This window comes from Snodgrassella alvi wkB2 (genome assembly GCF_000600005.1).
Lineage (GTDB): Bacteria > Pseudomonadota > Gammaproteobacteria > Burkholderiales > Neisseriaceae > Snodgrassella > Snodgrassella alvi.
Genome location: NZ_CP007446.1, coordinates 454,338 through 478,405 on the forward strand (window position 1 = coordinate 454,338; position 24,068 = coordinate 478,405).

General features: G+C 44.2%; 16 protein-coding genes. 15 read left to right on the top strand and 1 reads right to left on the bottom strand.

All coding sequences use genetic code 11. The features are described 5' to 3' along the window. The first annotated feature begins 609 nt into the window (after positions 1–609). The 11 genes from SALWKB2_RS01975 to SALWKB2_RS02045 all read left to right on the top strand — a co-directional run bounded on the left by SALWKB2_RS01975 (position 610) and on the right by SALWKB2_RS02045 (position 15,399). Positions 610–1,386: a DUF3304 domain-containing protein gene (locus SALWKB2_RS01975; RefSeq protein ID WP_025330014.1), complete on the top strand. Its 777-nt coding sequence runs from the start codon at positions 610–612 to the stop codon at positions 1,384–1,386. Positions 1,387–1,784: 398 nt separating this feature from the next. After that, the gene (locus SALWKB2_RS01985) at positions 1,785–2,567 is read left to right on the top strand and encodes a DUF3304 domain-containing protein (RefSeq protein ID WP_025330016.1); all 783 of its coding nucleotides are present in this window, start codon (positions 1,785–1,787) and stop codon (positions 2,565–2,567) included. Between the two features lie 398 nt (positions 2,568–2,965). After that, the gene (locus SALWKB2_RS01995; protein ID WP_025330018.1) at positions 2,966–3,742 is read left to right on the top strand and encodes a DUF3304 domain-containing protein; all 777 of its coding nucleotides are present in this window, start codon (positions 2,966–2,968) and stop codon (positions 3,740–3,742) included. 406 nt (positions 3,743–4,148) lie between these two features. Continuing rightward, positions 4,149–4,925, top strand: a complete 777-nt coding sequence (locus SALWKB2_RS02005) for a DUF3304 domain-containing protein (protein ID WP_025330020.1) — start codon at positions 4,149–4,151, stop codon at positions 4,923–4,925. 295 nt (positions 4,926–5,220) lie between these two features. Further along, on the top strand, positions 5,221–9,729 hold the full coding sequence (locus SALWKB2_RS02015; protein ID WP_025330021.1) for a T6SS phospholipase effector Tle1-like catalytic domain-containing protein: 4,509 nt from the start codon (positions 5,221–5,223) through the stop codon (positions 9,727–9,729). A 338-nt stretch (positions 9,730–10,067) separates the two neighbouring features. Then, entirely contained in the window at positions 10,068–10,844 is a 777-nt protein-coding gene (locus tag SALWKB2_RS02020) for a DUF3304 domain-containing protein (protein ID WP_025330022.1), read from the top strand. Between the two features lie 396 nt (positions 10,845–11,240). After that, positions 11,241–12,017, top strand: a complete 777-nt coding sequence (locus SALWKB2_RS02025) for a DUF3304 domain-containing protein (RefSeq protein ID WP_025330023.1) — start codon at positions 11,241–11,243, stop codon at positions 12,015–12,017. Positions 12,018–12,081: 64 nt separating this feature from the next. After that, a complete protein-coding gene (locus SALWKB2_RS02030; protein WP_025330024.1) occupies positions 12,082–12,858 on the top strand; it encodes a DUF3304 domain-containing protein in 777 nt (258 codons plus the stop codon). Between the two features lie 70 nt (positions 12,859–12,928). Beyond that, complete coding sequence (locus SALWKB2_RS02035; RefSeq protein ID WP_025330025.1) at positions 12,929–13,705, top strand: DUF3304 domain-containing protein; 777 nt, start codon at positions 12,929–12,931, stop codon at positions 13,703–13,705. 67 nt (positions 13,706–13,772) lie between these two features. Further along, on the top strand, positions 13,773–14,549 hold the full coding sequence (locus tag SALWKB2_RS02040) for a DUF3304 domain-containing protein (protein ID WP_025330026.1): 777 nt from the start codon (positions 13,773–13,775) through the stop codon (positions 14,547–14,549). A 67-nt stretch (positions 14,550–14,616) separates the two neighbouring features. Continuing rightward, complete coding sequence (locus tag SALWKB2_RS02045; protein WP_025330027.1) at positions 14,617–15,399, top strand: DUF3304 domain-containing protein; 783 nt, start codon at positions 14,617–14,619, stop codon at positions 15,397–15,399. A 494-nt stretch (positions 15,400–15,893) separates the two neighbouring features. On the opposite strand, the gene SALWKB2_RS02050 is transcribed toward SALWKB2_RS02045, so the two are convergent. After that, positions 15,894–16,322, bottom strand: coding sequence for a hypothetical protein (locus SALWKB2_RS02050; RefSeq protein ID WP_025330028.1), 429 nt, complete (start codon positions 16,320–16,322; stop codon positions 15,894–15,896). 841 nt (positions 16,323–17,163) lie between these two features. Between SALWKB2_RS02050 and SALWKB2_RS02055 the strand changes: the two genes are divergently transcribed. From SALWKB2_RS02055 to SALWKB2_RS02070, 4 genes are all read left to right on the top strand, one after another. Continuing rightward, positions 17,164–18,855, top strand: coding sequence for a glutamine--tRNA ligase/YqeY domain fusion protein (locus SALWKB2_RS02055; protein ID WP_025330029.1), 1,692 nt, complete (start codon positions 17,164–17,166; stop codon positions 18,853–18,855). Positions 18,856–18,983: 128 nt separating this feature from the next. After that, the gene (gene yccS, locus SALWKB2_RS02060; RefSeq protein WP_025330030.1) at positions 18,984–21,140 is read left to right on the top strand and encodes a YccS family putative transporter; all 2,157 of its coding nucleotides are present in this window, start codon (positions 18,984–18,986) and stop codon (positions 21,138–21,140) included. Between the two features lie 191 nt (positions 21,141–21,331). Next, positions 21,332–22,897 carry a glycine betaine/L-proline transporter ProP gene (gene proP, locus SALWKB2_RS02065; protein ID WP_080690424.1) on the top strand — a complete coding sequence of 522 codons (1,566 nt, stop codon included), beginning with the start codon at positions 21,332–21,334 and terminating at the stop codon, positions 22,895–22,897. A 111-nt stretch (positions 22,898–23,008) separates the two neighbouring features. Next, a complete protein-coding gene (locus tag SALWKB2_RS02070; RefSeq protein ID WP_144353308.1) occupies positions 23,009–23,956 on the top strand; it encodes a hypothetical protein in 948 nt (315 codons plus the stop codon). Positions 23,957–24,068: the final 112 nt, after the last annotated feature.

Below are 24,068 nucleotides of genomic sequence, written 5' to 3' on the forward strand. Positions count from 1 at the left end.
AGCAACCCAATTATCTGCGGCTGAAATAAACCCAGCAAATCCGAGTAAGATAAGAACAAAATAAATTTTTTATAAAATTCATCATTAATTCAGCTTAATATTCTGAGTTATACATTTTGTTACATATCGAAAAAATTTTAACAATCAGGTCACTATTATAGTCCTGAATATTTTCATTTATATATCAAATGATTAACAGATACATTTTAATTATATATTAATGATTACAGAGAGCCGGCGCGTCTTTCAACGATCCTTATTAATTATTTATAATCAACTTTATCGAAATTATTTCAACAACCAGTCCTAAAGAAGAAATATCAATTCCATCAATCTTAATAAATTGATTCATATACAAATTTTCGACATAAATCAAACCTTCATCAGTAAAAATTAAATATAATATTCAATCTGTTGAGAGTGAATTAGCATTGCTCAATATGATTAATCCATTGCTATACTGTTTGTTTAATTCAATAACAAACAGATTTAGTGCAGATAAAATACAGTAAGCACATTTATCGGATGATAGTCCGCTATCTATTATTGATTAAATCTGTAGGCCACAGAAACTAATATTGTCTTTTGTATCTATAAAGTGAGCATTAAATGACTGGAAGAAAAATATTCACCGCAAGCCGCCTTATCCGGCTGAGTTTATTACTGCTGTCGGCTAGCGCCATTACCTCCTGCGGCGGCGGTTTTGAGCCTTTTGTCGGCGTTACTTCCGGTAAAAACAAAGCTTATGCTGCGCCGGTGGAGGCACTTGTATACGTCTATGAAAATATCTCTGGTGGTTCAATTAATGGTGGTTGTATTCCCGGGACTAATGGTATAGATGATTATGAGGTGGGCAAAAAACGTTACGGGGGTGGCGCTACTTGTGGCGCTGCCTACCTGCCGGCGAAATGGAAGCCGGGTATGACAGCACGTATTAACTGGGAGGTTTTACCTTACCCCGGCTGGAAAGCACGTATGTTAGATATGCCGGGAGTTAATTTTGATGAAAGTCAAAAAAGTATAATGAGGCAATATTATGAAAACTATTCAGCAGTAATCCCATTACCACCTCCACCACCATCTGCCGGTGATGATTTTGGCAAGGTAAGGAATATCACAGTGCATTTTCTGGCCTGTAATCAATTGTATATTACTTATGGTACAGTTGAGGAAGGCAGAAATACGCCCATGCATTATAAGCTTTTTGCGAAAAGCCAGAAACTATGCACTCCGCGTCCATCAATCAAATCCATGGCAGATTACCGGCGCAATAAAGCCAAAATGGATGCAATCAAGCAGGAGCGGGCAAATATCCAGCAGGTAATTCTGCCGGAATATATAAAGGAACTGGAGCAGCAGGGCAAGCTGCCGGTTACTGCTAAATAGACGGGCAGATTTTGCTGCTTGGTGCGCCGGATGATTTGGCAACAGTGACAGCCATCGCCGGCGCTGCAACCGGCAATTTCATCACAACGGAATGAATCCCGCATAGCCATAAAAATAAATAAAAACCAGACTGGCGCAATATTATGCTGTAAAAAACTTAACATCTACATAAAAATGTCTTAGTCCGGAAAATTAATTATATTCAGCATATTAATGTAAACAATATTCTGCGCTAATAGCTGTAATTGTATAAAATACTGATATGTAATAAAAGCCGGAAGCGATACCATCAACCAAAACCGGCATAAAGCCGGCAAATCAGACACGGCTGCTAATACAAAGTTAACCCCGAATTTTGCATAAACATACTGTATCAATCCAAGAATAGTGAGAATCAAATGTCCGGAAGAAAAATATTTACGGCAAGCCGCCTTATCCGGCTGAGTTTATTGCTGCTGTCGGCTACCGCGGTTACCTCCTGCGGCGGAGGCTTCGAACCTTTTGTCGGCGTTACTTCCGGTAAAAACAAAGCTTATGCTGCACCAGTGGAGGCACTTGTATACGTCTATGAAAATATTTCCGGTGGTTCAATCAATGGTGGTTGTATACCGAATACCCCTGGAGTAGATGATTATGAGGTAGGTAAAAAACGTTATGGTGGTGGTTCTACATGTGGAGCAGCTTATCTATCGGCAAAATGGAAACCGGGTATGATGGCACGTATTAACTGGCGGGTTTTGCCTTATCCGGGTTGGCATGCCAGAGTATTAAATCTGCCTGGATTAAATTTTGACGAAAAAGAACGGGCAACAATTCAGCAATACAGTGAAAACTATTCAGCAGTAATCCCATTACCACCTCCGCCACCGTCTGCCGGTGATGATTTTGGCAAAGTAAGTAATATCACTGTCCATTTTCTGGCCTGTAATCAGTTATATATTGATTACGGTACTACAGACGATGATACCCGTGAGGCAATAAAGAAACAGTTTGAACTATTTAAGAAAAGCCAGAAACTATGTACGCCGCGCCCATCCATCAAATCCATGGCAGATTACCGGCGTAATAAAGCCAAAATGGATGCAATCAAGCAGGAGCGGGCAAATATTAAGCAGGTAATCCTGCCGGAATATATAAAGGAACTCGAGCAGCAGGGCAAGCTGCCGGTTACGGGTAAATAGACTGGTAGATTTTGCTGCTTAGTGCGCCGGTTGATTTGGCAACAGTAACAGCCATCGCCGGCGCTGCAACCGGCACTTTCACTACAACGGAATGAAACCGGAATAGCCATAAAAACAAATAAAAACCAGAATATCGCAATATTATGCTGTAAAAAATTAATATATACATAAATAATGTCTTAGTCCGGAAAATTAATTATATTCAGCATATTAATGTAAACAATATCCTGCGCCGGTAGCTGTAATTGTGTAAAATATTGATATGTAATAAAAGCTGGAAGCGATACCATCAATTAAAACCGGCATAAAGCAGAAAAAACAGACACGGCTGCTAATACAAAGTTAACACCGAATTTTGTATAAAAATACCGTATCAATTTAAGAATAGTGAGAATCAAATGTCTGGAAGAAAAATATTTACGGCAAGCCGCCTTATCCGGCTGAGCTTACTACTGCTGTCGGTAACCGCGGTTACCTCCTGTGGCGGAGGCTTCGAACCTTTTGTCGGCGTTACTTCCGGCAAAAACAAAGCTTATGCTGCGCCGGTCGAGGCACTTGTATACGTCTATGAAAATATAGATGGTGGTTCAATCAATGGTGGCTGTATTCCCGGTACTAATGGTGTAGATGATTATGAGGTGGGCAAAAAACGTTACGGTGGTGGTGCTACTTGTGGAGCTGCCTATTTGCCGGCGAAATGGAAACCGGGTATGACAGCACGTATAAACTGGCGGGTTTTTCCTTATCCAGGTTGGCGCGCAAAAGTATTAGATAAACCAGGATTAGTTTTTGATCGTAAAGAGTCAGTTATTATTGATCAATATGATGAAAGCTATTCCGCAGTAATACCATTACCACCTCCACCACCATCTGCCGGTGATGATTTTGGCAAGGTGGCAAATATCACAGTGCATTTTCTGGCTTGTAATCAATTGTATATTACTTACGGTACAGTCGAGGAAGGCAGAAATACGCCAATGCATTACAAATTGTTTGCGAAAAGCCAGAAACTATGCACACCGCGCCCGTCAATCAAATCCATGGCGGATTACCGGCGTAATAAAGCTAAACTGGATGCAATCAAGCAGGAACGGGCAAATATTAAGCAGGTGATTCTGCCCGAATATATAAAGGAACTGGAGCAGCAGGGCAAGCTGCCGGTTACTGGTAAATAGACTGGCGGTTTTTGCTGCTTAGTGCGCCGGTTGATTTGGCAACGGCAACAGTGATAGCCATCGCCGGCGCTGCAACCGACACTTTCACCACAACGGAATTAATCCCGCATAGCCATAAAACTAAATAAAAACCAGAATATCGCAATATTATGCTGTAAAAAATTAATATATACATAAATAATGTCTTAGTTCGGAAAATTAATTATATTCAGCATATTAATGTAAATAATATTCTGCGCCGGTAGTGGTAATTGTGTAAAATATTGATATAGGTAGTAAAAGCCGGAAGCGATACCATCAACCAAAACCGGCATAAAGCCGGCAAATCAGACACGGCTGCTAATACAAAGTTAACACCGAATATTGCATAAAAATACCGTATCAATTTAAGAATAGTGAGAATCAAATGTCTGGAAGAAAAATATTTACGGCAAGCCGTCTTATCCGGCTGAGCTTACTACTGCTGTCGGTAACTGCGGTTACCTCCTGTGGCGGAGGTTTCGAACCCTTTGTTGGCGTTACTTCCGGTAAAAACAAATCCTATGCTGCGCCGGTAGAGGCACTGGAATACAACTATGAAAATATGTCCGGCGGCTCAATCAATGGTGGTTGTATTCCCAAAACACCGGGAATAGACGATTATGCAGTTGGCAAACAACGTTATGGTGGCGGTGCAACTTGTGGTGCAGCTTATTTGCCGGCGAAATGGAAGCCGGGTATGACTGCACGTATATACTGGCGTGTATTGCCTTATCCGGGCTGGCATGCCAGAGGACTAAATGTCCCTGGAATGGTTAGGGATCCTAAAGAATTAGCTATTCTTGATCAATATGATGAAAACTATTCAGCAGTAATACCATTACCCCCCCCTCCACCGTCTGCCGGTGATGATTTTGGCAAAGTAAGGAATATCACAGTGCATTTTCTGGCCTGTAATCAATTGTATATTACTTACGGTACAGTAGAAGAAGGCAGAAATACCCCGATGCATTACCAGCTTTTTGCCAAAAGCCAGAAACTATGTACCCCGCGCCCGTCAATCAAATCCATGGCAGATTACCGGCGCAATAAAGCAAAAATGGATGCAATCAAGCAGGAACGGGCAAATATTAAGCAGGTAATCTTGCCGGAATATATTAAAGAACTCGAGCAGCAGGGCAAATTACCTACGCCGAGTAAATAAAATATCATTTAATTTTTCGCAGCCATACCGCAGCTTGCCGGTATGGCTGCGTTTTTAAATTGTGTTTTTGTTTATAATTATGTAAACAAAACTACAGAAATTGTATTAAATATGTTAAAATAAGTGGTTACGGAAATGGTGCATTCAGATAGCGCTTATATCGGCATAAATGCACAGACCAGGGAGCAGCGTCGGCATCCGGGCAAACAGAATCAGCCTGCCTCACAATACGAAGTACTACCGGCCACCGGCACTCAGCTTATTTGTATTTCTTAGTTAAAGAGGGAAACCAGTTATGGCGAGTAACGACGATAATAAAAAACAGCCGAATGCACCTGCCGGTGCTCCGCAGCCGGGAGGTGCCGGCGGCGGTAAACCGGGTGCAGGCGGAAAGCCTGCCGGTGGCGGTGCCGCAGGCGGTAAGCCGGGTGCAGGCGATAAACCTGCCGGTGCCGCAGGAGCGGGCAAGCCGGGTGGCGGCAAAGCGCCGCTGCCAACGCCGAATAATCCGCACAATAAAGGAATCAGTATAGACAGCATCACTGCCGGCCACTCGCCAGAGCAGAATGATTTCGGAATTTATAAGGATGGTGACGCTGCCGATGCTGCCAATCATCCGCCTCCTGCCAACCCGAAAAAACCGCAGTCCGGGCAAAACCAGTCGAACAAGCCGCAGTCTGGACAAAATCAGCCGAACAAGCCGCAGTCCGGGCAAAACCAGCCGAACAAGCCGCAGTCCGGGCAAAACCAGCCGAACAAGCCCCAGTCCGGGCAAAACCAGCCGAATAAGCCGGCAGCTTCGCAGCAAGGTCAAAAACCGGGCGCTAAAACACCGGCGAATACAACAGCGAATGGTAACAAGCCCGACGACAAATTTCTGCCGCAAACCGGGCCGGGAGTACCCCCTCTGGACAAACCGCCGAGTATCGGAAAAAAGATCGGCGATAAGCTTAAGCCGTATTTGCCGACGATTAAGCCGATTGAATTTCAGTGGCCGGGCGTGCTTAAACCGGATGAGTTTCCCACTGCTGCCGGTGGCCGCCTGCCGGCTTCCATCAGCAGCATCCAGGAAAACCGCAAAGACAATAATTTTGTCGACCGCACTAAAGCCAAGCCGTGCCAGAAAGTGCTTAAAATCAACTTCTTTTTTGATGGCACCAATAATCATGAAAAAGCCGATAAAGTAGTTTCCGGTGCCACGCCACCGACCCCAGAGCAGCTTGATCCGCTTAAAGATGCCGCTGCTCAGCAGGCAAAGCTGATTAAGCCGTATACTTATCCGCGTACATCCAATGCGGCGCGCCTGTTTCATGCCTGTATGGGTGCCGGCGGTACACCGGGAGAAAGTAACCGTGATAAGGAAATGATTAAATACGGCTGGTTTAAGCATTATATTCAGGGCGTCGGCACCCGCTTTGAGGAAATCGGCGATGATGATCCGGGGATGCTCGGCGAGGCGCTGGCGAAGTTCGGCCAGGCACGGATAAACTGGGGTTTAACCCGTATCTGCGATAGCTTAGGTATCAGTGAAATATTTAATATAAAAGAGTTATCACTGGAAACCGCGCAGAAAATGGTAAAAGGTATGGATTCGCGTGCCGGACGCAAAAGCCAGCTCGACAGCTTTCTGGATACCTTGCAGCGCCCGGATTCCAAACCATTACCCGATGCAATTAAGCTGTATGTGGTCGGCTTTTCCCGCGGTGCCGCCGAGGCGCGCACCTTTATGAACTGGCTGCTCGACTATCTGCTCGACCGTGATGAAAATGCTGACGCACGCGAGCAGCTGGAAAAGCTGATGGCGGAGCAGGAGAAAGAGCGCATCAAACAGCGTAAAGACGACCGTGCTGCGGCAGAGGCTAAAGCCAAAGAGGAAGCCGAGGCGAAAAACAAAGACAAATCAGACGAGCAGGACAAGGATAAAGCCAAGCAGCCGGCTCCTACCGCCGCCGCGCCGGTAAACAGCAGCGCTACCAAAGCCGCCATGCAGCGGGTGCAGGCGCAGGCTGCTACCATGAGCGCCAGTGCTCCGAAAGGCAACAAACCGGCTAAGGCCGATGATAAGAAAGCAGAAAAACCCTATGAGGGCATAGAGCTGAAACTGCTCGGTATCCCGATTTATGTGGAGATGTGTGGCTTGTTTGATACCGTTGCCACAGTTGGTATGTCGCCGCTGGTGGCTATGGTTACCGGCCACTGCTCATGGGCGCATGGCACCATGTCGCTGCAGCGCGCCGGCAGCGCCGGTTTTATTAAAAACTGCTACCACTTTGTTTCCGCGCATGAGCAGCGCAAAAGCTTTTCTGTTGACAGTATCTGTGTTGACGGCGGCTATCCGAAAGGCAATTTCAAGGAATATATCTACCCCGGTGTGCATTCCGATATTGGCGGCGGTTATCCGCCCGGTGAGCAGTTTAAGAGTAATTATGGTATGGGGCATGTGCTGTCACAAATTACTCTGCATGATATGTATGCGCGCTGCTGGCAGCATGGGATGCCTCTGCAAGTATGGCAGGATCATCCGGCTTTAAAGAAAGATATGCAGAAGCATCCACGCTTTCAAGTTCGTAACTATGAATTTATGGATAAGGATACTGAAAGCGAGTTTGATACTCAGCCCGAAATGGTGGAGCGTTTTAATGCCTGGCTGAAAACGCTGGAAACCTCGAATATCAGCACCGCACTGCAAAAGCAAGTCCATCATTTTACTGCCTATCGGATTTTGCGCTGGGTACGCTCCGGTATCGCCGGCTATGCGCGTTTTCTCGGCTTACAGCTTACGAAGGATGGCAGCGTCGGAGAAAAGGAAGACAAAGAAACTAAAAACGGCCGTACGGATATTATCAATAAGGGGCGTAAAGAAGCCAACGAAGCCGGTAAAGGCAATTTCCCCGATAAGCCGGTTGCCGATAATGATGAAATGTGGAAGCAGGCCGGTCTCGAGGATATTCCGAAAGAAAAACGGCAGGAGTTTCTCGATGGCATTATCAATAAAAATTACGTACCCGGCAACGATGGCTGGGACTTGATTGAAGGCGCCAAGGATTTTAAAGCCGATTATCTGCATGAATTTCATCTGGAGAATATGCTCTCCGCCGGTTTCCTGCTTGATACCCTGTTTGCCGGCAGCATGTATATGCTGAATAACGACGACGAGGCGGCTGAATACAAAGACATCCATGATAATGGCGATGAGCTGTATTTCGGCGCGAAAGTTGCTGATCTTAAAACGCCTGCATCGGGTAATACCAATACCCTTCCGCTGCCGCCACTGGCGAAAAATATTGTTGCCTCAGGTCCGCCGGCAGGCGGTAGTGCACCGGCAGACGGTAAAGGGCAGAAAGGCGAGAATAAAACCAAAATGCCATGGGATTATTCAACGCAGGAAATCAGCGAGATGTTCAAGAATGCCGATAAAGGCGCACTGGTTACCGGTACTCTGCTCGATGTCCTGCGCCAGCGCTATCAGAAGAATCTCCACGGCCTCGAACTGGCTACAAGTTCGGTGATGGATATCTGGCAGCGGCTGCAAAAGGCAGATTTGAGTGAGAAAACGGCGATTATCAACCGGCTGAAAAACCATGCAGAAAAATATTCCGCCAATTATCCGCAGATGGTGCAGATTTTCGACGACCAGATTCATGATTCGCGCGCCTGGTTTATGCATGATTCGCTGCTGCAAAGCCGCGAACCGTTTACCAGCTATTTTGCCCACCGTCTGGTGTTCAGCGGCGGCTTTTCAAATAAACCGCTGTCGCCGGTGCTGCTGGCCAATCGCGTGGTCGGGATAGCCGGGATTGCCCGCAGCGCCTATATGAGCGTGAAATACGGCAATCCGGCCTATATTCTGATTGGTCTGAATAATCCCGAGCTGTTTGTTACCGATGCAGACAGAGCCGCATGGAATCTGCTTACTCAGGACTATCAGGCACTGGCTATTGATCCGGATACCGGTAAAATTCTGCCGACTGCCGACAATCTGAAAAAGCTGCGTCAGTTCACCAAGGATTTGCAAACCGCCACCCAGCAGATTAAAGCCGAATATGACAAGCAGAAGCCGTGGACCGATAAGGAATTTCTCGATAAGACCCTCGGTCAGGTTATTCAGAGCAGTGATGAAACCATCAAGAATCTGAATGAAATCCGCGAGCTGCTTACCGAGCAGCAAAAAGCGCTGGATAAGATGAAAGAGTCCAATGCCCAGCTGAAGCAGCAGGCTGAGCAGGTGAAACAAATGCTGGATAAGGTTACCGAAAATCAGAAACAGCTGGAAAATGCGGTGCAGCAGGCTAAAGCCGGCACACTGGATAAGCAGCAGTTGCAGGAAGCCCTTAAGCAGGGGATGACCGTTTATTCCGATCCGGTAGCGGCGCTGCCGCAGGCGAGCCTGATGCAGCCGCCCGGTCTGGAAGACATCAGCAAAGACAGTCTGGCCGAGCATTTACGCCAGCAAATCAGCCAGTACCAGCAAAACAGCCGCATCAGCGCGCAAAACAGTACTGCCTTGCTGGAGAGCGGTGCACAGGATCCGCAAACCCTTGCGCAGGCTTTTTACAACAACAGCAGCGGCGATATTTACGATCAGGCAGTAGAGCAGATGGGTAAATCCGCGCTCAACCGGCTTGGTCTCGGCGATCTGGAAATCAACCAGTATCTGCCGGAAAACATTGCCAGCCGCAGCCAGCCGGAAATCGCCAGCCTGTTGCAGCAGCTGCAAAGCGGTAATATTCCGCCGCAGATGCAGGCGATTTCGCCGCAAAAAATCGAATTGATTAAAAAAGTACTGCAAAGCTGGCTGCTGTAGCCGTAAGCGGCACGCAGCGTTGTATTCACGCTGCCTTTGTTGCAACGCCATTGCCGCCATGCCGGGGCAATGGCGTTTTATTCTGCTGCTCTGCCTGTACGTGAGTAAAGCGCATAGCCAGAATCCTTATCATCGCCGCTTAATTGTTTAAGCTGTTAACAAATATACTGCGCTACTGCGTATAATTGTGTAATATATTGATATATGGAATAAATGCCGGAAGTAATACAATGGCTAACAATTGAATAAAGGGGAAGGTACAAATGCAATTATGAAATCAATTATTAAATACACAATGCAGTAATCACAGCGTTTAACCCAAGAAGAGTGAGAATCAAATGTCTGGTAAAAAAATATTCACCGTAAATCGTCTTATCCGGCTAAGTTTATTACTGCTGTCGGCTACTGCCATCACCTCCTGTGGCGGCGGGTTTGAACCTTTTGTCGGTGTTACCTCCGGTAAAAACAAATCCTATGCCGCGCCGGTAGAGGCTCTTGAATACAATTATGAAAATGTACATGGTGGTTCAATTAATGGTGGTTGTATTCCCAATACCAATGGTGTCGATGATTATGAAGTTGGTAAGAAGCGCTTTGGTGGTGGTTCTACCTGTGGTGCCGCTTATCTACCAGCAAAATGGAAACCGGGTATGACTGCACGCATTTACTGGACAGTTCTGCCTTATCCAGGATGGCGTCCAAAGATGTTAAATTTACCAGGGGTTAATTTTGACCAAAAAGAATCAGCAGCTATAGATCAATATGAAGAAAATCATTCAGCGGTAATACCATTACCACCTCCACCACCATCTGCCGGTGATGATTTTGGCAAGGTAAGGAATATCACAGTGCATTTTCTGGCCTGTAATCAATTGTATATTACTTACGGTACAGTAGAAGAAGGCAGAAATACCCCGATGCATTACCAGCTTTTTGCGAAAAGCCAGAAACTATGTACCCCCCGCCCGTCAATCAAATCCATGGCAGATTACCGGCGCAATAAAGCCAAAATGGATGCAATTAAAAAAGAACGTGACAATATCCAGCAGGTAATCCTGCCCGAATATATTAAGGAACTGGAGCAGCAGGGCAAGCTGCCGGTTAGCAGTAAATAAGTTTTGCAGGCTAGCTATGGTCGCCGGCTGACAACTTACCGGTGCAAGTAAGCTTGCGCCGGCAAGCCTGAACAGTTGTCTTTGCAAAAAGGCCGGCTGATTCAGCCATAGCCTGAATCTGGAATTTTATTAAAATAACGCCATTGTTCCCATACGGGTGCAGTGGCGTTTTATTATCCGCAGTGTAAATACCGGTTCGACTAATAAAAAATTTCCGTTTCTGCGCCAGATATTGGTAATATCATTGCATAAAAACTGACAGATGTAAGCAGTACCGGTAACAGGACGATAACAAAAACCGGAATAAAGCGGAAATCAGAGATGCAGCTACGAAATCAATTATTAAATACACAATGCAGTAATCACAGTGTTTAACCCAAAAAGAGTGAGAATCAAATGTCTGGTAAAAAAATATTCACCGTAAACCGCCTTATCCGGCTAAGTGTATTGCTGCTGTCGGCTACCGCCATCACCTCCTGCGGCGGCGGTTTTGAGCCTTTTGTCGGTGTTACCTCCGGTAAAAACAAATCCTATGCAGCGCCGGTAGAGGCTCTGGAATATAATTATGAAGATCTGTCAGGAGGTTCGATCAATGGTGGCTGTATTCCCGGAACTAATGGTATAGCTAATAATGAAGTAGGTCATAAACGTTATGGAGGTGGTGCTACTTGTGGAGCAGCCTACCTGCCGGCAAAATGGAAACCGGGTATGACTGCACGTATTAACTGGCGGGTTTTGCCTTATCCTGATTGGCAACCAAAAGTATTAAATAAACCCGGATTGGTTTTTGATAGTCAAGAATCAGCTATTATGGATCAGTATGCTGAAAATTATTCAGCGGTGATTCCTTTACCACCACCCCCACCATCTGCCGGTGACGATTTTGGCAAGGTAAGGAATATCACCGTGCATTTTCTGGCCTGTAATCAATTGTATATTACTTACGGTACAGTAGAAGAAGGCAGAAATACGCCCATGCATTATAAACTTTTTGCTAAAAGCGAAAAATTATGTACGCCGCGCCCTATAGTAAAAAACATGGCAGATTACCGGCGTAACAAAGCAAAAATGGATGCAATTAAGCAGGAACGGGCAAATATTAAGCAGGTAATCCTGCCGGAATATATAAAGGAACTGGAGCAACAGGGCAAGCTGCCGGTTACTGGTAAATAGACATATCACGGGCTTTGAATATTATCTGTAGTAACTTTTAAAATAAAAATAGAGTGAGCATTAAATGTCAGGAAGAAAAATATTTACGGCAAGCCGCCTTATCCGACTGAGTTTATTGTTATTGTCGATAACCGTTGTTACCTCCTGTGGCGGAGGCTTCGAACCCTTTGTCGGCGTTACTTCAGGTAAAAATAAATCCTATGCCGCGCCGGTAGAGGCACTGGAATATAACTATGAAAATATGTCCGGAGGTTCGATTAATGGTGGCTGTATTCCGGGAACCAACGGTGTTGATGATTATGAAGTTGGTAAAAAACGCTACGGCGGTGGTGCTACTTGCGGAGCTGCCTATTTGCCGGCGAAATGGAAACCGGGTATGACTGCACGTATATATTGGCGCGTTTTACCTTATCCTAGGTGGAATCCTAGAGGTTTAGATTTACCCGGTGTAAATGTTGATAAAAATGAAGCAGCTATTATAGCTCAGTATGATGAAAATCATTCAGCCGTAATACCATTACCCCCTCCACCACCATCTGCCGGTGATGATTTTGGTAAGGTAAGAAATATTACTGTTCACTTCTTGGCCTGTAATCAATTGTATATTACTTACGGTACAGTAGAAGAAGGCAGAAATACCCCGATGCATTACCAGCTTTTTGCGAAAAGCCAGAAACTATGTACCCCCCGCCCATCAATCAAATCCATGGCAGATTACCGGCGTAATAAAGCTAAGATGGATGCAATTAAGCAGGAACGGGCAAATATTAAGCAGGTGATTCTACCGGAATACATTAAAGAATTAGAGCAACAGGGCAAGCTGCCGGTTACTGGTAAATAGACGACACATAACGGGCTTTGAATATTATCTGTAGTGCTTTTTAAAACAAAAATAGAAGAGTGAGCATTAAATGTCTGGTAAAAAAATATTCACCGCTAGCCGCCTTATCCGGCTAAGTGTATTGCTGCTGTCGGCTACCGCCATCACCTCCTGCGGCGGCGGTTTTGAACCGTTTGTTGGTGTTACCTCCGGTAAAAACAAATCCTATGCGGCACCAGTGGAGGCACTTGTATACGTCTATGAAAATATTTCCGGTGGCTCAATCAATGGTGGCTGCATTCCGAATACTAATGGTGTCGACGATTATGAAGTTGGTAAAAAACGCTTTGGTGGAGGATCTACTTGTGGAGCTGCCTATCTGCCGGCGAAATGGAAACCGGGTATGACAGCACGTATCAACTGGGAGGTTTTACCTTACCCAGGCTGGAAAGCACGTATGTTAGATATGCCGGGAGTTAATTTTGATGAAAGTCAAAAAAGTATAATGAGGCAATATTATGAAAACTATTCAGCAGTAATCCCATTACCACCTCCGCCACCGTCTGCCGGTGATGATTTTGGCAAGGTAGCAAATATCACAGTGCATTTTCTGGCCTGTAATCAATTGTATATTACTTACGGTACAGTAGAAGAAGGCAGAAATACCCCGATGCATTACCAGCTTTTTGCGAAAAGCCAGAAACTATGCACACCGCGCCCGTCAATCAAATCCATGGCAGATTACCGGCGCAATAAAGCAAAAATGGATGCAATCAAGCAGGAGCGGGCAAATATTAAGCAGGTGATTCTGCCCGAATATATAAAGGAACTGGAGCAGCAGGGCAAGCTGCCGGTTACTGGGAAATAGACATATAACGGGCTGTGAATATTATCTGTAGTGTTTTTTTAAACAAGAATAGAAGAGTGAGCATTAAATGTCTGGTAAAAAAATATTCACCGTAAACCGTTTTATCCGGCTAAGTTTATTACTGCTATCGGCTACCGCTATTACCTCGTGTGGCGGCGGTTTTGAACCATTTGTCGGCGTTACTTCCGGTAAAAATAAAGCCTACGCTGCACCAGTGGAGGCACTTGTATACGTCTATGAAAATATTTCCGGTGGCTCAATCAATGGTGGCTGCATTCCGAATACTAATGGTGTCGACGATTATGAAGTTGGTAAAAAACGCTTTGGTGGAGGATCTACTTGTGGAGCTGCCTATCTGCCGGCGAAATGGAAGCCGGGTATGACTGCGCGAATTCACTGGCGAGTGCTACCATATCCTAAATGGCATCCAAAAATGTTAAATTTGCCCGGTGTGAATTTTGATGAAAAAGAATCAGCTATTATTGATCAATATGATGAAAATCATTCAGCGGTAATTCCTTTACCGCCTCCACCGCCATCAGCCGGTGATGATTTTGGCAAAGTAAGGAATATCACAGTGCATTTTCTGGCCTGTAATCAATTGTATATTACTTACGGTACAGTAGAAGAAGGCAGAAATACCCCGATGCATTACCAGCTTTTTGCGAAAAGTGAGAAACTATGCACACCGCGCCCATCAATTAAATCCATGGCAGATTACCGGCGTAATAAAGCCAAACTGGATGCAATCAAACAGGAGCGGGCAAATATTAAGCAGGTAATCCTGCCGGAATATATAAAGGAACTGGAGCAGCAGGGAAAACTGCCGGTTACTGGTAAATAGACGACACATAACGGGCTTTGAATATTATCTGTAGTAACTTTTAAAATAAAAATAGAGTGAGTATTAAATGTCTGGAAGAAAAATATTTACTGCAAGCCGCCTTATTCGGCTAAGTTTATTGCTGCTGTCGGCTACCGCCATCACCTCCTGTGGCGGCGGCTTCGAACCTTTTGTCGGCGTTACTTCCGGCAAAAACAAATCCTATGCCGCGCCGGTAGAGGCACTTGTATACGTCTATGAAAATATTTCCGGCGGCTCAATCAATGGTGGCTGCATTCCGAATACTAATGGTGTTGACGATTATGAAGTTGGTAAAAAACGCTTTGGTGGAGGATCTACTTGTGGAGCTGCCTATTTGCCTGCGAAATGGAAACCGGGTATGACAGCACGTATCAACTGGGAGGTTTTACCTTACCCAGGCTGGAAAGCACGTATGTTAGATATGCCGGGAGTTAATTTTGATGAAAGTCAAAAAAGTATAATGAGGCAATATTATGAAAACTATTCCGCAGTAATCCCATTACCACCACCGCCAGCATTTGCTGGTGATGATTTTGGCAAGGTAAGAAATATCACAGTGCATTTTCTGGCCTGTAATCAGATTTTTATTGATTACGGTACCCGACAGGAAAATGCACCGGAAGTAGTAAAAAAACAGTTTGAACTATTCGCGAAAAGCCAGAAACTATGTACACCGCGCCCGTCAATTAAATCCATGGCAGATTACCGGCGCAATAAAGCTAAGATGGATGCAATCAAACAGGAGCGGGCAAATATTAAGCAGGTGATTCTGCCCGAATATATAAAGGAACTGGAGCAGCAGGGCAAGTTGCCGGTTAGCAGTAAATAAGTTTTGCAGGCTAGCTGTGGTCGCCGGCTGACAATTTACCGATGCAAGTAAGCTTGCGCCGGCAAGCCTGAACTGTTGTCTTTGCAAAAAAGCCGGCTGATTTAGCCATAGCCGGAATCTGGAATTTTATTAAAATAACGCCATTGTTCCTCTATTGGGGCAGTGGCGTTTTATTATCCGCAGTGAATATGGCAAATATCGTTTGAATAATAACAAATCTCCAGTTCCGTGCTGGTTATTGATAATATATTTGCATAAAATGCTGATGGATGTATTTAATTATTTTTAATAAAGCAATAAAAATAAATAGGAATACAGACCAGTGGAAAAATAAATTAACAGCTAAATCCTGAATATAAAGATAAAACGTTCAGCTGTTAATTTTGCCGGATTGGTTAGATATGCCGATGGTTTTATTTGATATTATAAATTATTTTCTCTGTTATTATTCTCTCGCTAATAATACGGTATGTGACTATTAAAAATTTATCTGGTTAATGATGTTCTTGCCGGATTTTGTGCTCTTTGTTTCGGGATTGTGTACTGCTATTGCGGATTTTGATGGGAGCAGGTGTATTTTTGATACCGGAATTCTGTAAAGTGTGTGTGTTGGTGATGCTGGCATGTTTTAATCTGATAATATTTCTGACCGATGCAAAGATAATTAAAGCAATACATATTAATACGGAGAATCTGGCGCTTGTTTGCAGTGAGCTTATGCGGTTTTTTCTTCTTACGGTTTTATCAGGGTTGAAATAGTAATGATACAGGCGCAAAAGCAGGGAAGGGGTTGCGGTGCGTGCAGATGTCTGTGTTTCCGGGCTGATTTTGCCTTTGCTTTGGGGCTGTTTATCACTGCCTGTTTGTTGCCGGTTTATTTTTTTAAATTTATTCTGCCGGTTGAATTTGTTTACTCGTACCATGATTAATCCTTTGATATCAGTTGCTTCCTGCCGGATATTCGTGCTCTTAATGCCTGAATATCTATTTACCGGTATTAAGACCTGCACTAAAGATGGTAACTATGCAGGTTGTATGCCGGATTGTGTCTGGCACTGAAACCGGAAGAAAGCATGTGTTGATAAAAATTTCGGGTTGCTGATCGTGCGGGTAAAGATGTGTGTATTTTTATTTGAATGAATTTTCAAATTTAATTCTGATAATTGTACATAAAAACTTTGTTTTGTAGTCTGATTATTATATGAAATAAATTAATGCAGATATTAATGTATGCATGGGTTTATGGCGGCTCAGTGATTTATTATGGCTTTTTGTAACTGGCTGATGTGATGCGGTTCGTTTCCGGAAGATGTTTTGCTGAAAATATGTTTACGGAATGAATTGTGTTGAAGGCGCAATGCCATTTTAACGGATGTGGTATTACAGCTTGTGTGTTGTATTCTGTGCTTTACGGCTGGCTGGATTTTTATGCTTTGAATATTAAGAATATTTTATTTGGTACGGGCAGTGTGCGTCTGACAGGTAGGTATTGTCGCTGTTGAGTCTGCCCGATGGCAGACAAAGGCAATTTGGGTTTTTCCGGTGATGGATGCTGAATTTAATTAATCGGTAAATTATTGTTTGTATTTCATCTGATTTGGTTTAGTATTTGCTTAATTATTACTAAACTGTTTAATTGATACGTTTTTGGTTAGTATAATTGTATATTGCTTATATAAATTGGGTATATAATTATTACCTTTTAGTTGGTGTTTTCAGGCGTTTTTATTCTGCAAAACACATTTGCACATATTCAGAAGAACTATGCTTAATAAAGATCAGTTTGCCGATAATCATTTTATACGCTCTATTATTGAGGAAGACCTGCAAAGCGGGAAATGCCGGCAGGTAATTACGCGTTTCCCTCCCGAACCTAATGGTTATCTGCATATCGGCCATGCTAAATCGATTTGCCTGAATTTTGGTCTGGCTTATATTTATGATGGTTTGTGTAATCTGCGCTTTGATGATACGAATCCTGAGAAAGAATCGGATGAGTATGTGCGCTCGATTAAGGAAGATGTGCAGTGGCTGGGTTTTCAGTGGCATGAGGAACGTTTTGCTTCAGATTATTTTGAACGTTTGTATGAGTATGCGCTGGAGCTGATTAAAGCAGGTAAGGCGTATGTGGATGATCTGGATGCTGAGGAAATGCGTCAGTATCGCGGTACGTTAACGGAGCCGGGTAAAAACAGTCCGTATCGTGAACGTACGATAGAAGAAAATCTGGATTTGTTTGCCCGTATGCGCAATGGGGAGTTTCCGGATGGCAGTAAAACGCTGCGGCTGAAAATTGATATGGCTGCGGGCAATATTAATCTGCGTGATCCGGTAATCTACCGTATCCGCCGCGTGCATCATCATCGCACTGGTGATAAATGGGTTATTTATCCGATGTATGATTATACGCATGCGATTTCGGATGCGATTGAAAATATTACCCATTCGCTGTGTACGCTGGAATTTGAATCACACCGGCCGCTGTATGACTGGGTGGTGGAGAATATTACGATTGCGCATCAGCCGCATCAGTATGAGTTTTCACGGCTGGAACTGCTGTATTCGATTACTTCCAAACGCAAGCTGAATCAGCTGGTAGTGCAAGACCATGTGTCCGGCTGGGACGACCCGCGTATGCCAACTATTTCCGGTATGCGCCGCCGCGGTTATACGCCGGAAGGGCTGCGTCTGTTTGCCAAACGGGTAGGTATTTCCAAGAGCGAAAATGTGGTGGATATGAGTGTTCTGGAAGGTGCTATTCGTGAAGATCTGGAAAGTGTGGCACCTCGGATGATTGCGGTGCTCAATCCGATTAAAGTTGAGCTGATTAATTTTGATGAGGCGATAACGCAAAGCCGCGAAGCACCGTTTCATCCGCATCATCCGGAAATGGGCGAGCGTCTGATACCGCTAACGAAAACGATTTATATTGAAGCAGACGATTTTGCGCTGGAGCCGCCTAAAGGCTGGCAGCGTTTAACGCTGGGCGGTGAAGTGCGCCTGCGTTACAGCTATGTGATTAAGTGTGAGGAAGTGGTGCAGGATGCGTCCGGACGGGTGGTGTCGCTTAAATGCTCGATAGACCATGACACGCTGGCTTCTAAGCCGCAGGGACGTAAGGTGAAAGGTGTTATTCACTGGCTGTCTACTGAACATGCTGTGCCGGCTAAGGTGCGGCTGTATGACCGGCTGTTCACTGTGGAACGTCCGGATGCAGTACGCGGTGATGATGGTCAGTATCGTGATTTTACTGAGTTTCTGAATCCGGCCTCGGTAACAGAAATTGATGCACTGGTGGAGCCTGTAGCAAATACGCTGGCACCGGAAACGCGCTATCAGTTTGAGCGTCTGGGCTACTTTGTGACTGACCGCTATGATCATACTGCGGAAAATCCGGTATTTAACCGTACTGTAACTTTGCGTGATACCTGGCAGGCACAGGCTGAGAAGAAATAATTGTGTCTGTATATGGAAAACCGGCTTTTTGAAGCCGGTTTTTTTATGCTGTAAATAATCTGTCCGGTTTATCCGGCAGCTTGCTAAAATGGGGCAGGTTGTGTTTTCTGGTCATTAGAGGCGATTAGATGCGAACAATTCCGGTACGTGCAGGTTATCTGTCCAATTTACCGATGCTGCTCAGTATGATGCTGGCGGCACTGTGGGTATGGTATACGGGCAATACGGCAGAAAGTACGGCGCTGTTTCTGGGAATTATTGCCGGCGGGCTGGTGGATCTGGATGATGGATTTACCGGCCGTTTACGCAATCTGTTTTTTACGCTGATACATTTTTCTCTGGCTGCTACTGCGGTGCAGTGGACATTCGGGCATCCGCTGGCGTTTTCGCTGCTGATGGTGTGGGCGGCATTCAGTATGACGATGATGGGTGCTATTGATGTGCGATACCGCACGATTGCTTTTGGTACGCTGCTGGTGATGCTGTATACGGTGCTGACTTATTCGCCGCTTTTACCCTGGTATACCAATCCGATTATGCTGGTTTGCGGTACCAGTTTGTTTAGTCTGTGTACGCTGGTGCTGCATCTGCTGTTTCCTAACCGGCCGGTGCAGGACAATCTGGCCGGCTCTTTTGCCAGACTGGCCGATTATATGCTGGTAAAAGCTCAGTTTTTTGACCCGGATGAGGTGGATTTGCTTGCAGAAAGGGAACTTGAGCTGGCAATGAAAAATACGGCGGTGATTAATGGTTTTAATCAGTGCCGTACTGCTTTGTTTTATCGTCTGCGCCGGCAGCACCGGCAGCGTAGTATTGGTATGCTGCTGCAATATTATCTGACTGCACAGAATATCCATGAACGTATCAGTTCGCGCCATGTTGATTATGCGGCACTGGCGCATAAGCTGGCACATTCTGATTTAATTTACCGTATTCAGCGCTTGATTGTGTTGCAGGCTCAGGCTTGCCGGCAGATGGGTGAATGCCTGCAGGAAGATAAGCCGTATGCATTTAATCTGATGCTTCAGCGTGCCGGTGAAGGTGTACAGCAGGCTGTGGCACGTTATTGTGCAGAACATGGCAGTGATGAGGATTTACCGGGTTTACAGCAGTTAACGGCTAATATTCTGGCGATTAATGAGCAGCTGTTGTGGCTGGAACAGGTAAAGAATAACAGTAAAGAACAAAACATCGGTGATTTGCAGATTGCCGGGCTGGATGTTGACCGGATACGCGATATTCTGCCGGCGTTAAAAGCACATTTTACTTTTCAGTCGAATGTGTTGCGCCATGCTGTGCGTCTGGCCATTCTGACTGCTGTTACCTGTGTGGTGGTTGAAAGTTTCCATCTGAAAATGGGTTACTGGATTTTGCTGACCGGGGTTATTGTCTGTCAGCCGAATTATTCGGCAACAACAGCCAGGCTGAAACAAAGAATTGTGGGTACGCTGCTTGGGGTAGTAGTGGGTTCGGCATTGCCTTATTTTGTGCCTGCGCTGTCTGGCCGGCTGATAATTGTGGTGGTTAGTACGGTGCTGTTTTTTGCATTCAGGGTTCGCCGCTACAGTTTCTCTACGTTTTTTATCACGGTTCAGGTGCTGGTGGGTTTTGCGATTATCGGTATGGATACGCAGTCAGCCATGCTGTCACGCTTTACGGATACGATTCTTGGCTCTGTGCTGGCATGGTGTGCGGTATCGTATTTGTGGCCAGACTGGCGTTATCTGACGCTGGGACGGATTGCCGGACGCGCCTTAAGCAGTGATGGTGTCTATCTGCGACAGGTAGCGCAGCAGTTGCAGAACGGGCTAAGCGACGATGTTGTTTATCGCGCGGCGCGACGCAATGCACACGAGCTGGCGGTTACGCTGAGTAATACTGTAGCTGATATGTCGATGGAGCCAAAACGTTACGGGCAACATCTGGCTGAGGGTAAAACCTTGCTGCAACTGAATTATGTATTGTTAAGCTGTATTTCTGCACTGGGTGCGATTCGTGCTCAGGTGGATCGCCTGCGTCCACAGCTGACGCCGGAACAGGTGCAATACTGGATGACGATTGCCGGCAGTCTGGCAGAATTGATGGAGCAGAAACCCGATTCTGCACTTTTTCAAACTAAGTGGGAGGCATTGGCAGAGCTGTTAAAAGTGAGCAGGCCGCTGCCGGATGATGATGTGGTTGAAAAGGTATTATGGCGGCAATTGCATCAGATTCATGTACAGCTGCCACTGTACAGGCAGGCTTTGCGGGCTGATGCCGGAGCAGGCAGGATAGCGGCTCAGTAATGCGGCAAACAGGCTGTGAAAGTGAATTAATAAACTATGAAAAATCGGGGTGGAATAAAATAATTGTAGCACAAGCGCTCTTTTATCGATTATGCTGTAGATAGTTTTCTTTAAAATTCAATTACAAAGCGTTTTTCAGACGCATGTTATAATTGAAATATCATTTAAATATTAATAATGAGAGGATTATCATGACAGCTGTTAATAAACAAAATGAGGCTTCTTCTCATGTTCCACCACTGATTCCTACTCAGAACGGAACGCTGGAATTACACGATATCACTATTGTTGACCAGAATAAGCTTAAAAAGGCCATTTCTGCCGCTGCACTGGGTAATGCCATGGAGTGGTTTGATTTTGGGGTATATGGTTTTGTGGCTTATGCGCTGGGACAGGTATTTTTTCCGTCTGCTTCGCCCAGTGTGCAGATAATCGCCGCATTGGGTACCTTCTCCGTACCATTTCTGGTGCGCCCGCTTGGTGGTGTGTTTTTCGGGATTCTTGGCGATCGCTTCGGCCGGCAGAAAGTATTGTCGACTACCATTATTATTATGGCACTCAGTACTTTTTGTATTGGTCTGATTCCATCGTATAACAGTATTGGTATGTGGGCACCTGTGCTGTTGCTGTTGTGTAAGCTGGCTCAAGGGTTTTCTGTGGGCGGTGAATATACGGGAGCGGCTATTTTTGTCGCGGAATATTCACCCGACCGGCAGCGCGGGTTTCTGGGCAGTTTTCTGGATTTTGGTTCAATCTGCGGGTTTGTGCTTGGTGCAGGGCTGGTGGTATTGCTGGAAAATATTATGGGTTCGGCACATTTTCTCTCGTGGGGCTGGCGCATTCCGTTTTTTCTGGCTGCTCCTTTAGGTCTGCTGGGCTTGTATTTGCGCCATGCTGCGGAGGAAACTCCGGCTTTTCAGCAACATCTGGATATGATGGAAAAGGCTGAGCAGGAAGACGTTGGTAACCGGCCTCAGGTTTCGTTTAAGAAAATTATGCAGCGTTTCTGGCCTACATTGCTGATGAGTGTCGGGCTGGTGTTAACCACAAATATCACTTACTATATGCTGCTGACTTATATGCCCAGCTATCTGTCGCATAATCTGCATTATGGTGAAGATCGCGGTGTGCTGATTATTATTGCGATTATGATTGGTATGATGTTTATGCAGCCGATTATTGGTTTTGTCAGCGATAAAATCGGACGTAAGCCATTTGTGATTGGCGGCTCAATTGCATTGCTGATTCTGGCTATTCCGTGTTTTCAGCTGATTACCAGTGGCAAAGTAGGGCTGATTTTTCTCGGGCTGTTTATTCTGGCGCTGATTCTGAATTCTTTTACCGGTGTTATGGCTTCTACGCTGCCGGCACTGTTTCCTACCCGTATCCGTTACAGTGCTCTGGCCAGTGCGTTTAATATTGCGATTATTATTGCCGGTTTAACGCCGACTATTGCCGCTGCGCTGGTGGATGCTACTAATGATTTGTTTATTCCGGCTTATTATCTGATGCTGGTGGGAATTATCGGTATTGTTACTGGTATCTGCCTGAAAGAAACGGCCAATCGTCCGCTGCGCGGTGTGTCTCCTTCAGCTTCGAATAAGCAGGAAGCGCGAGAGCTGCTGGTGCAGACTTATCAGCATATTGAGCAGAGTGTGGATGATATTGATGCAGAAATTGCCCGCTTACAGGAGCAGATAGGTGAGCTGGAAAAGCGTAAGCAGCAATATATTGATTTACATCCGAAGCTGGAGTGAATAATTAATTTAAAAGAGGGAATAAAATCAAATCCACTAATGTTAACTTGTGTATGTTAATATTGGTGGATTTTTTGTTGATATAACATGATGATATGTCAAAATTTATTTATGGAAAAAATTAAAGAAATTACTCAATTAATACTAAATATATTCAAGATTATAAGTATTACATGCCCAGCTATTGGGATTATTATTTTTACTTTGTACTGTATGAAGATACATTTTTATCCTCCAGATGTACAAATTAGTGATACGTTAGTATTTATATTAATAGCTATAAGTTTTGGAATGCTTTATGTGTTACTTGTGGGTTTACTATATTGGGCAAATTTAGCAATTTTCTTTTTTCTTTATGTATCAAGAGTAAAATTACGGCCAAATATTTATTATAATAAAATAAAATCTTATAAATTTAAAAATTATAAATTAAAAGGAATTCCGTCATTGAGTGATAGGATAATAATATATATTTATGGAGTAATAGCGGAAATAATTTTACTTCTTAGCGTATACTCAGGAGTTTTTTCTTTACTAAAAATAATTTTTGTACAATTTTTGATGTTGCTATTATATGCGGTAATATTTTTTTATAATAATCATATTTTTATAAAAATAAAAAGAACAGTAAATCAAAATATTGAGAAAAAGAAACCAGACAAAAACGAAAAAGTTAAATTTAATTTAATATTTATATTGCTTTTATTTTTAATTCCATTAGTAGTAGGTCAGTTTTCAAATAGTTTAATTAAATATTCTTTTGCTTTTTGTGGTATAAGGCAAACTGATGTTTCGTTATATGTAGATAAAAATTATTTCAACTTAGTACTGCAAAAAAAAATAAATGAATTAAATTCCCAAAAGTCTGAATCCGATTTAAAAAATCCATGTGATGATAACATGTGCGAACTAGAACATATAGATATTCTACTGACTAACGTTGGTTCCAAAACTTTAATTTTTATTCCGTCAATAGAGAATAAAACAAAAGGTTTACGTGTGGAGTTACCAAACAGTGCGATAAAATTAAATCTAAAGAATTATTCTCAAAGTAATTAAGTTAAGAATTTGAGAAAAGAATCATCAGATGTAATTGATTAATCAGGAAATGAAAAATCTTTTTGTACTGATAGTGATGCTTATCTATTATTTAATCAATATTGATAGTAGT

Excerpts from the sequence above, each read along its gene's own strand:
- SALWKB2_RS02005 (WP_025330020.1), top strand. The coding sequence starts at position 4,149 with ATGTCTGGAAGAAAAATATTTACGGCAAGCCGTCTTATCCGGCTGAGC.
- SALWKB2_RS02030 (WP_025330024.1), top strand. The coding sequence starts at position 12,082 with ATGTCAGGAAGAAAAATATTTACGGCAAGCCGCCTTATCCGACTGAGT.
- SALWKB2_RS01975 (WP_025330014.1), top strand. The coding sequence starts at position 610 with ATGACTGGAAGAAAAATATTCACCGCAAGCCGCCTTATCCGGCTGAGT.
- proP (WP_080690424.1), top strand. The coding sequence starts at position 21,332 with ATGACAGCTGTTAATAAACAAAATGAGGCTTCTTCTCATGTTCCACCA.
- yccS (WP_025330030.1), top strand. The coding sequence starts at position 18,984 with ATGCGAACAATTCCGGTACGTGCAGGTTATCTGTCCAATTTACCGATG.
- SALWKB2_RS02050 (WP_025330028.1), bottom strand. The coding sequence starts at position 16,322 with ATGGTACGAGTAAACAAATTCAACCGGCAGAATAAATTTAAAAAAATA.
- SALWKB2_RS02040 (WP_025330026.1), top strand. The coding sequence starts at position 13,773 with ATGTCTGGTAAAAAAATATTCACCGTAAACCGTTTTATCCGGCTAAGT.
- SALWKB2_RS01985 (WP_025330016.1), top strand. The coding sequence starts at position 1,785 with ATGTCCGGAAGAAAAATATTTACGGCAAGCCGCCTTATCCGGCTGAGT.
- SALWKB2_RS02015 (WP_025330021.1), top strand. The coding sequence starts at position 5,221 with ATGGCGAGTAACGACGATAATAAAAAACAGCCGAATGCACCTGCCGGT.
- SALWKB2_RS02055 (WP_025330029.1), top strand. The coding sequence starts at position 17,164 with ATGCTTAATAAAGATCAGTTTGCCGATAATCATTTTATACGCTCTATT.
- SALWKB2_RS02070 (WP_144353308.1), top strand. The coding sequence starts at position 23,009 with ATGGAAAAAATTAAAGAAATTACTCAATTAATACTAAATATATTCAAG.
- SALWKB2_RS02035 (WP_025330025.1), top strand. The coding sequence starts at position 12,929 with ATGTCTGGTAAAAAAATATTCACCGCTAGCCGCCTTATCCGGCTAAGT.
- SALWKB2_RS02020 (WP_025330022.1), top strand. The coding sequence starts at position 10,068 with ATGTCTGGTAAAAAAATATTCACCGTAAATCGTCTTATCCGGCTAAGT.
- SALWKB2_RS02025 (WP_025330023.1), top strand. The coding sequence starts at position 11,241 with ATGTCTGGTAAAAAAATATTCACCGTAAACCGCCTTATCCGGCTAAGT.
- SALWKB2_RS02045 (WP_025330027.1), top strand. The coding sequence starts at position 14,617 with ATGTCTGGAAGAAAAATATTTACTGCAAGCCGCCTTATTCGGCTAAGT.
- SALWKB2_RS01995 (WP_025330018.1), top strand. The coding sequence starts at position 2,966 with ATGTCTGGAAGAAAAATATTTACGGCAAGCCGCCTTATCCGGCTGAGC.